Source organism: Streptomyces sp. NPDC058470 (genome assembly GCF_042721055.1).
GTDB lineage: Bacteria > Actinomycetota > Actinomycetes > Streptomycetales > Streptomycetaceae > Streptomyces.
Genome location: NZ_JBHXMF010000010.1, coordinates 62,902 through 74,647 on the forward strand (window position 1 = coordinate 62,902; position 11,746 = coordinate 74,647).

The following is an 11,746-nucleotide window of genomic DNA, read 5'->3' on the forward strand; positions in this document are numbered from 1 at the left end:
CGCGTGCTGTCCGGCCTCCCGGCCCCGACTACCTAGCGTGCCCAGTGACCGATCGGCCCTGCCTTCGTTCCCCCGACCGGGGGACTTGGCAAGGCAAATCAGATCTGAACCGAGGTGTACGCGATGGTGGCCCCGCCTGACAACGACGTGATCTGGGCACGCGCCCTGCACGTCAAGCACAACGGCTCGCCCGCGCTCAGCGGTGTCTCGCTCGGCGTCCGGGAGGGCGAGATCCTCGCCGTCGGCGGCCCGCGCGGCAGCGGCAAGACAACGCTGCTGCGGTGCCTGGCGGGCCAGCTCCTCCCGGACCAGGGCGAGATCTGGTTCAACAGCACGCCCGTGCACACCATGGGCCCGCTCACCCGCGAACGGCTGCGTCGCGACCGCTTCGGCTGGATCGACCCGAGTCCGGTCCTCGTCCCCGAGCTGAACGCCTGGGAGAACGCCGCGCTGCCGCTGATGCTCCGCGGCTGCGGCCGCCGGGCCGCCAAGACCGCAGCCCTGGAGTGGCTGGAGCGCCTCGACATCGGCAACTGCGCCCGCAAGCGCCCGCACGACCTGCTCCAGGCCGAGCGCCAGCGCGTCGCCGTCGCCCGCGCGCTCGTCCCCTCGCCCACCGTGCTCTTCGCCGACGAGCCGACCGCCCCGCTGCACCGCGCCGACCGCGCCCATGTGCTGCGTACGCTCACCACGGCGGCCCGTTCGCACGGCATCACGGTCGTCCTGGCCACACACGACGCGGAGATCGCGGCGCTCGCCGACCGCACGGTCTCGCTCCTGGACGGGCGGCGCGTGAACACCGTCCATCTGCCGCCGGTCACCGAGTCGGAAGGCCGGGCCGCGTGCTCGCTCTCCGTCTAGCCCGCAGGGCCGACCCCCTCGTCCAGCTGCGCCGGCTCCTGGTCACCGCCGCGTCGGCGGGCACCGGCTTCCTGCTGCTGTGCACGCTGGGGTACGCAATGGCGCATCCGGACGCCTCGGCCGCCTCGGTGCTCCGCCTGACCTGGTGCGTCGCTCCGCTGGCCGCCACCGTGTACTTCGCGGTCGCGGTCGCCCGCACCGACCCGGGCACCCGGCCACGCCCCGGGCTCTCGGCCATCGGACTCGGCCCCGGCCGTCTGATGGCCATCGCGGCGGTCACCACCGCCCTGTCCACCACCCTCGGCTCACTGCTCGCCCTGCTCTTCTTCCTGCACCTGCGCGGTGACCTGACGGGGATGCCCTTCGACGGCGCGGCGGCAGAGTTCCTCGCCGCGGATCAGCCTCTCCCGCTGCCCGCCGCGCTGACCCTGCTCGCACTGGTGCCACTGGCGGCTTCGGCTGCGAGCGCGGTGGTACTGCGCCCGCGGGACGCGACGGTACGCCGCGGGGGCGCGTGGCTCGCGGCACGCGCGGGCGCGGTGGGCAACGCCCCGGCGCGCACACCCCGACGCGCGCCTCGACATGCGGGGAAGGGCCGCGCGTCCGACCCCCCGCAGGCCGAAAAGGGCACGCGGACGCACGCTCAGCCAGACGCCACCGGGGACGTGGGCACGTACGACATCACCGGCGCCGCCGGGGGCGCGGACACGTACGACATCAGCGCCGCCACCAGGAAGGCGGACACGTACGACCTCACCGCCACCACCAGGAAGGCGGACACGTACGACCTCACCGCCACCTCCGCGTCGCACGACGCCGCCGCATACGACCGCTCCGGCAGCCCTCGCAGCGACGCGAGCCCGGACGAGAACACGAGCACCCACGACCCACGGCTCCTCGAAGTCCCCGGACTCCCGCCCACCTCCCAGACCGCCCCGGGCGGCCTCCCCTGGGGCGCCGCCGTCCTCGCGGCGGGCCTCGCCGTGGAGACGTACGCAGGCCGTTCGGGCACGGCCCCCGGTCTCGCGCTGCCCGGCGGTTTCGCCGGCGGCCCCGCCGGGGTGCTGGCCGGCTGGGCACTGACCGCGGTCGGCCTGGCGCTTGCCGGGCCGGCGATCACCTACGCCTGCGGGCGGCTGCTCCAGGCCGTACGACCGGGCGCGGTGCGGCTGCTCGCCGGGCGAGTGCTGCAGGCGGAGGCGCGGCGGATCGGGCAGCCGCTCGGCGTGGTGTGCGCGGTGGCGTCGGGCGGGTACGCCGTGGCCACGCTCTACACCGGCGCACGCCCCGACTTCGGTCCGCTGACCACTCTCGGCGCCCTGGTGGTCGCGGGGTGCACCCTGCTGACCCTGGCGACGGCCGCCCTGGAGGCCAAGCAGGCGCGCGCGGACACCACGGCGGCACTGCTACGGCTGGGCGCGCCTGCGACCATGCTCCGGAGCGCCGCCGCCCTGCGGGTGGGCGCGCTGCTCGCCGTATTCGGGCCGCTGACCTGGGCGGTCGCCGAACTCGCGGCGCTCCCCCTGGTCGGCTGACCGCCCGGAGAAGAAAAGTCCGCGCCGAGCGATGAGTTCCGCGCGGACCCCCGGTCTATCCCTGCGTACGACACCACAGCGCGGTACCGCACCGATGGGAGACCTGGACATGTACCAGCAGATGATCTTCGTGAACCTGGCCGTAGCCGACGTCGACACCTCGAAGAAGTTCTTCACCGAGCTGGGCTACACGATCAACCCGCAGTTCTCGACGGACGACTGCGCCTGCGTGGTGATCAGCGACACGATCGTCGCCATGATGCTGAGCAAGCAGCGCTACGCCGACTTCACGAAGAAGCAGATCGCGGACTCCACCAAGACCAGCGAGGTCCTGCTGTGTCTGAGCGCCGAGAGCCGCGAGAAGGTCGACGAACTCGTCGACAACGCCATCGCGGCGGGCGGCTCGGCCTCGGGCGAGACCCAGGACCACGGCTTCATGTACGGCCGCGCCTTCGACGACCCGGACGGCCACACCTGGGAGGTCACGTGGATGGACCCGGCAGCGGTCCAGGGCTGACCCACGCACACGAGTGCCCGGCCCCCTCACGACAGAGGACATGGGCGCGTACGGCGACGGGGGCGGCGTACGGGGGCGGTGGCGGCCTAGGGGGGGCAGTGGGCGGCCTAGGGGGGACAGTGGACGGCAGGCGTGGGCGACGAGCGCGGGCGCTAGCGGCGGGCGCCGGGCGCGAGCCACAGGCGCGAGCCACAGGCGCGAGCCACAGGCGCGAGCGCCGGGCACAGGTGGCAAACCCGAGCCACAAGCGCGGGCGCCGGGGACGAGCGCCGGGCACGAGCGGCAAGCGCGGGCACTGGCGCAGGGCACGAGCGGCAAGCCCAGGCACGGGCGCCGGGCACGAGCGGCACGCGTGCGGCACCGGGCGCCCCAACGCCCCGCCCCGCCCCGCCTGAGGCCGCCCAAGGCACCCCACCACCCACCGCAGCCCCTCGGCGCCACCACCACAGCCCCTCGCCCACTCAGGCACCACCACTGCCGCCCCGCGCCTCCCCAGCACCACCACTGCAACCCCTCGCCCCCACCACCCCCGGCGACCCAGTCCCCAGCCCGGCCGCGTTTCCGGGCCGCCCCCAAACCCCGCCGCCCGTGCGCCTAGCATGGCCGCGTGCAGCCGCAACCGACCCCCAGCCACGCTTCCCACGACCGTGAGATCGAGTCCCTCGCCGAGTTCGACGAGGTGGTCTCGAAGCACGGCTCACTCGCTCACTTCCGTGTTCAGGCAGTCGATCTGACGGCTCGTACGAGGGATCTGCTGGCCCTGGACACCGCGGGCGCCGTCTTCCTCGGCTGCCCGATGGACGCCGACGCGGCGGGGAGGATACGCGCGGCGGGTGCGCTGGTCTTCCCGCCCGTCCCCGGCCTGCCCTTCGACCCCTACCGTGGCCTGCTCTACTCCCCCGACGAACTCTTCGAGCGGCTCGACGCGGGCTACGAAGCCACGCCGGACGCCCGCGCGTACGCCTGGTTCCAGCAGACCAAGGCCGACGGCGACGTCTTCTCGTCGATGCTCCGCGCGATCCATGACGACTCGGTCTCCGACGCACTCGACGAACTCCTCGTCGGCGCGCGGGTGGTGGGCGTGATGGGCGGCCACGCGATGGCACGGGGCACGCAGGCGTACGAGGGGGCGGCGCGCCTCGGCCGTGAGCTGGCGCGCGCCGGTTACACGGTCGCCACCGGCGGCGGCCCGGGCGCGATGGAGGCGGCGAACCTCGGCGCGTACGCGGCCCCCTTCAACGACGAGATGCTCACCGAGGCCCTCGAACTCCTCGCGCGGGCGCCGTCGTTCGCCCCCTCGATCACCGACTGGGCGCGCGCCGCCTTCGACGTACGCGAGCGCTGGCCCGCCGGCGGCGCCTCGGTCGGTATCCCCACCTGGTTCTACGGCCACGAGCCGCCGAACGCCTTCGCCGCGCACATCGCCAAGTACTTCGCCAACGCGACCCGCGAGGACGGCCTGCTGGCCCGCTCGAACGCGGGCGTCGTCTTCCTGCCGGGCGCCGCCGGGACCGTACAGGAGATCTTCGACAACGCGACGCCGAACTACTACGAGTCCCGTGGCGAGCCGACGCCCATGGTTCTCGTGAACCGCGCCCACTGGACCGAGAAGCACCCCACCTGGCCCCTCCTGCAGTCGCTCGCCCGCGAGCGGGCGATGGAGTCCCGAATCGCCCTAGTTGACCGTATCGAGGACGCTCCGGACGCTCTCAAACGTCTCGGTGGTTAACGACAAGGTAAAGCCAACGCCTCGGCAAGGGCATATGCATTGACAGCACTTAGCTGGCGCTTATAAACCAGTGAGGCTACTGGGGGCGCTGTTGTCGCAGCAGAGCAGCAGAACGCCCCTGTCACCCCCCGCAGTTGCGCATCCCCGTGAAGGGCAATCGTGTCCATATCTCGCCGTACCGCACGTTCTGTGCGAATCCTCGGTGTTGCTTCAGCGACGGCCGCGCTCGCGCTCGGTGTCGCCGGCAACGCAATGGCCTGCAACATTAAGGACTTCACCGCCGTCGCCGACTGCGACGACAACGGGAAGGGCATCATCACCGTCAAAGACGTGGACGCCTCGGGCGTAAAGGCCACCGTGTCGGTCTACCTCGAGTCGAACGGCGCCGACGCGAAGCTTGTCGGCGAGGAGACCGTGGTGGGCACCCGCGAGGGCGCCATCGTCACGTTCTCGGAGGACTGGGCCCCCAAGGCCGAGTACCGCGTCCACATCAAGGCCGAGAACAATGCTGTCGACGAGGACATCTCCCCGAACCTGACCGCGCCGGACAAGGCGTGCACGTCCACGGAGACCACTCCGCCGGCCACGACGCCTCCGGCCTCGGAGACGCCCGCCCCGTCGGCGACGCCCTCGGACTCGGCGACGCCGTCGCCCGCCGAGAGCACCACCGCCCCCGCCACGACGGGCAGCAACGCTCCGTCCCCCGCGGCCGGTGAGTCCAACCTCGCCGAGACCGGTGCGAACTCCACCACCCCGGTGATCGCCGGCGTCGCCGGTGCGTTCGTCCTGGTCGGTGGCGGAGCGGTGTTCTTCGGCATGCGCCGCCGTGGCGCGACGAAGGCCTGATCCTCACACCGTACGAACGTGTGGCCCGTCCCCTCATCGAGGAGACGGGCCACACGCCTGTGCGACCCTGGCGGGCAGCCGCGGCGCGGGACGCGACCCTGACGGGCACCCACGGAGCAGGACATAACCCTGGTGGCATCCGCGGAGCGGACGTGCCCCTGGTGGCATCCGCGGCGCAGTATGCGACCCTGGTGGCACCCACAGCGCAGGACCTACCCGAACGTCGCCCGCTCCAGCCAGAAATCCAGCAGCTCCCGCTCCCCCAGCACCTCCAACCGCCCGGCGTCCAGCGGCAGTCGGCGGTAGAAGGCCAGCAGTACCTCGGTCAGCGGACCCCGCAGCGCGACGGTCGCCTTCTCGTGGCCCCGGCGCCAGGCAACACCTTCCTCGGTGAGTTCGACGACCCACTCGGCGTTCAACTCGGGGGTCGCGTCGGTGGCGTGGAGGTGGATGCTGCGGCCGGGCCCGCGCAGTTCCTTCGCCGCGTCGTGCGGCTGCGTCCGCTGCACGAACTCCACGATCTCCAGCCACTCGTCGATCGCGTCGGCGGCCACATCGGGGTCGACCTCGTACGGCAGCCCCGCGGCCAGGGTCGCGTCGGCACGGTGGATCGCCAGCTCGTGTGTCATCCGGCGCGCCCAGAAACCGGAGTTGAGAACCCCCGCCCACGCCCAGACCTTCACGTCGGGCCCCGCCTCCCGCAGCGTGCCGACGAGCATCTCGCCGCTCTCCGCGAGCCAGGCGTCCAGAGCCGCGGGATCACCCTCGGCCTCCGGCCCCTCGGCCAACGGCACATCCTCGTCGGGGATGTTCTCCTGCGCCCTGGTCCGCACGATGAGTTCGACCCAGCGCAGCGCCCCGCCCGTATGCCGGACGAGCTGCTCAAGCGACCAGTCCGGGCAGGTCGGCACGGCGGCGGACAGCTCGACGCCGTCCGAGGTCACCACATCCCTCAACTGCCGTACCTGCAACTCGATCGCGTCACAGTAGCGATCATGTCCGAGCAGTCCGAGTAGCGTCATGACCCGCACTTTATGCGGCAGGAGGTTCCTCGCGTACGACCATTTCGGCGGCGCCGGTGCGGTCGGCCTCAGTCGAGGACGACGATCTCAGCGGCGTCGAACGCGACCCCGACCTGGTCACCCGGGACCGGCGCATCCCTGAGCGTGCACGCCGCTTCGAGCCGGGGCGCGTCCTCCGGTTGCAGTTGTACGGCGACGTGGGTGCCCCGGAAGGTCCGTGCGACCACGGTGCAGCGCAGCCCCTCCGACGCGTCCACCAGCCGTACGCCCGCGGGCCGTACGAGCAGTGTGCCCGGCCCCTGCGGGGTGCTCTCCGGCACCGGAACCTTCCCCCACGGGGTGTCAGCGGCCTCCCCGCTCACGATCGCGTCGACCACGTTGTCGAAGCCGAGGAAGCGTGCCACGAACTCGTCCGCGGGGTGCTGCCAGACCTCAAGCGGCGTACCGGACTGGGCGATTCGACCGTCGCGCATCACCACGACCCGGTCGGCGAGCGCGAAGGCCTCGCCCTGGTCGTGCGTGACGGCGAGCACGGTCGTACCCAACTCGCCGAACAGCTCGCGGAGTTCGACGACAAGGCGTTCGCGCAGCGAGCGGTCGAGCTGGCCGAGCGGTTCGTCGAGCATCAGCAGCCGGGGGCGCGGCGCCAGGGCGCGCGCCAGCGCGACCCGCTGCTGCTCTCCACCGGAGAGGGCCGCGACGGCCCTGCGCTCGGCGCCCGGCAAGCCGACGAGCTCCAGCAACTCGCGTACCCGTACGGCCTGTTCACCCTTGCCCGTCCTGTGCATCCGGAGCCCGAAGGCCACGTTGCCGCCCACATCCCGCTGCGGGAAGAGCTGGTGGTCCTGGAACATCAGGCCGACGCCCCGCCGGTGCGCGGGCACCTGCGCCTGGTCGCGGTCGTCGAGGAACACCCGGCCCGAGTCGAGCGTCTGGAGCCCGGCCACCACCCGCAGCAGCGTCGACTTGCCGCTGCCGCTCGGCCCCAGCACACACACGATCTCGTGCTCGGCGACCGCGAGGTCGACGGCATCGAGCACCGCCCGCCCGCCGAAGCGTACGGTCGCGGTCTCAAGGCTCAGCAGCATCTAGAACTCCCCGGTCCGGTCGGTCCGTACCCGCTCCAACAGCAGCAGCGCCACCGCGCACACCACCATCAAGATGGTCGAAAGGGCCATCGCCTGGCCGTAGTTGAGGTCGCCCGCCCGCCCGAGCAGCCGGGCCACGGCGACCGGCAGCGTGGGATTGTCGGGCCGTGCGATGAAGACGGTCGCCCCGAACTCGCCCAGCGACACCGCGAAGGCGAACCCGGCCGCGACCAGCAGCGCCCGGCGCACCATCGGCAGATCTACCTCGCGCCACACCCGCCACGGCGACGCCCCGAGCACCGCGGCGGCCTCCCGCAACCGCCCGTCCACCGCCCGCAGCACGGGCAGCATCGTCCGTACGACGAAGGGGACACCGACCAGTGCCTGCGCGAGCGGCACCAGGATCCAGCTGCTTCTGAGGTTGAGCGGTGGCTCGTCCAGCGCGATCAGGAACCCGAACCCGACGGTCACCGCCGACACGCCCAGCGGCAGCATCAAGAGCGCGTCGAAGCCTCGTACGAGACGCCCGGCGCGCCTCGTCAGGGCCGCGGCCGCCAGACCACCGATCAGTACGGCGATGGCGGTGGCGGCGAGCGCGTACTCCAGGGAGTTGCCGATCGCCTCGATCGGCGGGACGAGGAAGATGCCGCTGTCGTCGGTCGTCAATGCCCTGTAGTACCCGAAGTCGGGGGCGTCCAGGGACCGTTGGACCAGCACAGCGAGCGGCAGCACGAGCAGCACGGCGATGGTCGCGAGGACCCCGGCGAGCAGCGCCCACTGCCCGGCACCGCGTGGCCGGCGTGCGGTCGTCTCCGGGGCCACCAGACGCAGGGCGGTCTCCCGGCGCCGTACGGTCCAGGCGTGCACGGCGAGGATCGCGCCCACCGCCACGAACTGGATGATCGTCAGCACCGCCGCCGTGGAGAGGTCGAAGATCTCCGAGGTCTGCCGGTAGATCTCGACTTCGAGGGTCGAGAAGGTGGGGCCGCCCAGGATCTGCACCACGCCGAAGGAGGTGAAGGTGAAGAGGAACACCATCAGCGCGGCGGCGGCCACAGCAGGGCTCAGGGCCGGCAGCGTCACCTTGCGCCAGGCCGCGAACCGGGAGGCGCCGAGCATCCGGGCGGCCTCCTCCTGACGCGGGTCGAGCTGCGACCAGAGTCCGCCGACGGTACGGACGACGACCGCGTAGTTGAAGAAAACGTGCGCGAGCAGGATCGCCCAGACGGTGGTGTCGAGCCGTACGCCCCACAGTTCGTCCAGCAGCCCGCCCCGGCCGACCAGCGCCAGGAACGCCGTACCGACGACGACCGTCGGCAGCACGAACGGCACGGTCACCACCGCCCGCAGCACCTGCTTGCCCCTGAAATCGAAGCGCGCGAAGACGTACGCGCCGGGGAGCGCGATCAGCAGCGTGAGCGCGGTCGAGGCAAGCGCCTGCCAGGTGGTGAACCACAACACGTGCCGGATGTCGGACTGCGCGAGGACATCCCCGATCCGCCCGAACTGCCAGATCCCGTCGACCTTGAGGCCGCGGGCCACGATCGCCGCCACGGGGTAGGCGAAGAAGACGCCGAAGAACGCGACCGGCAGGGCCATCAGCCCGAGCCGCGCCGCGCCTGGCCGACGGGACTTTCTTCGCGCCCGGGGCGTTACTTCAGTACGAGTGAGGTCCACGACTTGACCCACTGGTCACGGTTCTCGGCGATCTTGGTGGGGGCCATGGTCTCGGGGTCCTTGGCCTGCGGCCCGAACTCCGTGAACTCGGTCGGCACCTTTGCGCCCTCCACCACCGGGTAGACGAACATGTTCAGCGGCATGTCGTCCTGGAACTGCTTGGTGATCAGGAAGTCGATGAGCGCCTCGCCGCCCTTGGTGTTCTTCGCGTTGCTCAGCAGCCCCGCGTACTCGACCTGCCGGAAGCAGGTGCCGGTCGCGACGCCGGTCGGCGCGGTCGTCGGCTTCGGGTCGGCGTAGATGACCTCGGCGGGCGGCGAGGAGGCGTAGGAGACGACGAGCGGCCGGTCCGCCTTGGCCTTCTTGCCGCCCGCGGACCCGGAGAAGTCCTCGTTGTACGCCTGCTCCCAGCCGTCGACGACCTCGACGCCGTTGGCCTTGAGCTTCGTCCAGTAGTCCTGCCAGCCGTCGTCCCCGTACTTCGCCGCGGTCCCGAGCAGGAAGCCGAGGCCGGGCGAGGAGGTGGAGGCGTTCTCGGTGACGAGCAGGTTCTTGTACTCGGGCTTGATCAGATCGTCGAAGGACCGCGGCGGCGTCAGCTTGTGCTCGCTGAAGTAGGCCTTGTCGTAGTTGACGCAGATGTCGCCCGTGTCGATGGGCGTCACCCGGTGCTTGTCCTGGTCGACCCGGTACTCCGGGAGGATCTGGTCCGAGCCCTTGGCGTCGTACGACTGGAAGAGCCCGTTGTCGAGCGCGCGGGACAGCAGGGTGTTGTCGACGCCGAAGAAGACGTCGCCCTGCGGGTTGTCCTTGGTGAGGATCGCCTTGTTGACGGCCTGCCCCGCGTCGCCGTCCTTGAGGACCTTGACCGTGTACCCGGACTCCTTCTCGAAGGCGCTCAGCACGTCCTTGGAGTAGGCGAAGGAGTCATGGCTGACGAGAGTCACCGTCTTGGAGTCACCACCGCTCCCGGAACCGGAGTCGGTCGAGCCGCACGCGGAGAGCGTGACGAGCCCCAACCCCACACCGACAGCGACGACGGCCGTGATCGTCTTCTTCTTGTTCACTGAATTCCTCCTGGGATGACCAGGAAGAGACGCGGCCCTGCCCGGGAACCTCTGACAGTTCCCGGGCAGGGCGCAACAGCTTGAGTATTGACCGAACTTCCTACCCAGAATGACCTGGGCAAGGTTCTGAGGGTCTGCGGCCCGCCGGTGACCCGGCTACCGCACTCTCAGCGCTGTGGCGCTCCCCTGTCGGAATATGAAGATGTAGGTACCTAAGGATGCACGTACGCAGCCATGTTGCCCAGGTTACCGCTCGGTGGCCGCGAGCTGACCGCACGCCCCGTCGATCTCCTGACCACGGGTGTCCCGAACGGTGACCGGCACCCCGTGGGCCGCGATCGCCTCGACGAACGCCTTCTCGTCCTCGGGCCGCGAGGCGGTCCACTTCGAACCCGGCGTCGGGTTCAGCGGGATGAGGTTGACATGCACGGGCTTGCCCTTGAGCATCCGCCCGAGCCGGTCACCACGCCAGGCCTGGTCGTTGATGTCCCTGATCAGCGCGTACTCGATGGAGAGCCGACGCCCGGACTTCGCCGCGTACTCCCAGCCGGCGTCCAGCACCTCCCGCACCTGCCACCGCGTGTTCACGGGTACGAGGGTGTCGCGCAGCTCGTCGTCGGGCGCGTGCAGGGAGATGGCGAGGCGGCACTTGAAGCCCTCGTCGGAGAACCGGTTGATCGCCGGGACGAGCCCGACGGTCGACACGGTGATGCCCCGCTGCGAGAGGCCGAGCCCGTCGGGCTCGGGGTCGGTCAGCGCGCGGATCGCCCCGACCACCCTCTTGTAGTTGGCCAGCGGCTCACCCATCCCCATGAAGACGATGTTGCTGAGCCGCGACGGACCACCCGGGATCTCGCCGTCCCGAAGCGCCCGCATGCCATCGACGATCTGGTGCACGATCTCACCGGTGGAGAGGTTCCGGTCGAGCCCGGCCTGCCCGGTCGCGCAGAACGGGCAGTTCATGCCGCACCCGGCCTGCGAGCTGATGCACATGGTCACCCGGTCCGGATACCGCATCAGCACGGACTCGACGAGCGTGCCGTCGAACAGCCGCCACAAGGTCTTGCGGGTGGTCTCCTGGTCGGTCGACAGATGCCGCACGACCGTCATCAGCTCGGGAAGCAACGCCTCCTGAAGCTTCCCGCGCGAGGCGGCCGGGATGTCCGTCCACTCCGCGGGGTCGTGCGCGTACCGCGCGAAGTAGTGCTGCGACAGCTGCTTGGCACGAAACGGCTTCTCACCGATCGCGGCAACCGCTTCCTTACGCTCAGCGGGCGTGAGATCGGCAAGATGCCGCGGCGGCTTCTTGGCTCCGCGCGGGGCGACGAATGTGAGTTCTCCGGGCTTAGGCATGGCCGTACCAGTGTCGCAGACATACGGAGAGGGACTCGCCGCCCTGTGGAC

Annotated in this window: 10 protein-coding genes and 1 riboswitch; of the genes, 5 read left to right on the forward strand and 5 right to left on the reverse strand. The window is 71.0% G+C overall.

Features of this window, described 5'->3' with window-relative positions; all coding sequences use genetic code 11:
• Positions 1 to 123: 123 nt before the first annotated feature.
• The 5 genes from ACFWP7_RS09875 (at position 124) to ACFWP7_RS09895 (ending at position 5,488) form a co-directional block, all read left to right on the forward strand.
• Positions 124 to 861, forward strand: a complete 738-nt coding sequence (locus ACFWP7_RS09875; RefSeq protein ID WP_384378815.1) for an ABC transporter ATP-binding protein — start codon at positions 124 to 126, stop codon at positions 859 to 861.
• The gene (locus ACFWP7_RS09880; RefSeq protein WP_384378818.1) at positions 843 to 2,396 is read left to right on the forward strand and encodes a hypothetical protein; all 1,554 of its coding nucleotides are present in this window, start codon (positions 843 to 845) and stop codon (positions 2,394 to 2,396) included. Before ACFWP7_RS09875 ends, ACFWP7_RS09880 begins: the two co-directional genes overlap by 19 nt.
• 109 nt (positions 2,397 to 2,505) lie before the next feature.
• Positions 2,506 to 2,913: a VOC family protein gene (locus tag ACFWP7_RS09885; protein WP_384378821.1), complete on the forward strand. Its 408-nt coding sequence runs from the start codon at positions 2,506 to 2,508 to the stop codon at positions 2,911 to 2,913.
• Between the two features lie 607 nt (positions 2,914 to 3,520).
• Entirely contained in the window at positions 3,521 to 4,642 is a 1,122-nt protein-coding gene (locus tag ACFWP7_RS09890) for an LOG family protein (RefSeq protein WP_384378824.1), read from the forward strand.
• Between the two features lie 189 nt (positions 4,643 to 4,831).
• Positions 4,832 to 5,488 (forward strand): LAETG motif-containing sortase-dependent surface protein, encoded by a 657-nt coding sequence (locus ACFWP7_RS09895; protein WP_384378827.1) that lies wholly within the window; start codon positions 4,832 to 4,834, stop codon positions 5,486 to 5,488.
• Positions 5,489 to 5,700: 212 nt separating this feature from the next.
• Here the strand turns inward: ACFWP7_RS09895 and ACFWP7_RS09900 are convergent, their stop codons facing one another.
• The 5 genes from ACFWP7_RS09900 to rlmN all read right to left on the reverse strand — a co-directional run bounded on the left by ACFWP7_RS09900 (position 5,701) and on the right by rlmN (position 11,695).
• Positions 5,701 to 6,510, reverse strand: a complete 810-nt coding sequence (locus ACFWP7_RS09900; RefSeq protein WP_384378830.1) for a maleylpyruvate isomerase family mycothiol-dependent enzyme — start codon at positions 6,508 to 6,510, stop codon at positions 5,701 to 5,703.
• 68 nt (positions 6,511 to 6,578) lie between these two features.
• A complete protein-coding gene (locus ACFWP7_RS09905; protein ID WP_384378833.1) occupies positions 6,579 to 7,598 on the reverse strand; it encodes an ABC transporter ATP-binding protein in 1,020 nt (339 codons plus the stop codon).
• Complete coding sequence (locus ACFWP7_RS09910) at positions 7,599 to 9,275, reverse strand: ABC transporter permease (protein WP_384378836.1); 1,677 nt, start codon at positions 9,273 to 9,275, stop codon at positions 7,599 to 7,601.
• Positions 9,251 to 10,342: a thiamine ABC transporter substrate binding subunit gene (locus ACFWP7_RS09915; RefSeq protein WP_384378839.1), complete on the reverse strand. Its 1,092-nt coding sequence runs from the start codon at positions 10,340 to 10,342 to the stop codon at positions 9,251 to 9,253. The genes ACFWP7_RS09910 and ACFWP7_RS09915 overlap by 25 nt, the downstream gene beginning before the upstream one ends.
• 79 nt (positions 10,343 to 10,421) lie before the next feature.
• A riboswitch (TPP riboswitch) is annotated at positions 10,422 to 10,540 on the reverse strand.
• 48 nt (positions 10,541 to 10,588) lie between these two features.
• On the reverse strand, positions 10,589 to 11,695 hold the full coding sequence (gene rlmN, locus ACFWP7_RS09920) for a 23S rRNA (adenine(2503)-C(2))-methyltransferase RlmN (RefSeq protein ID WP_266474585.1): 1,107 nt from the start codon (positions 11,693 to 11,695) through the stop codon (positions 10,589 to 10,591).
• Positions 11,696 to 11,746 lie beyond the last annotated feature (51 nt).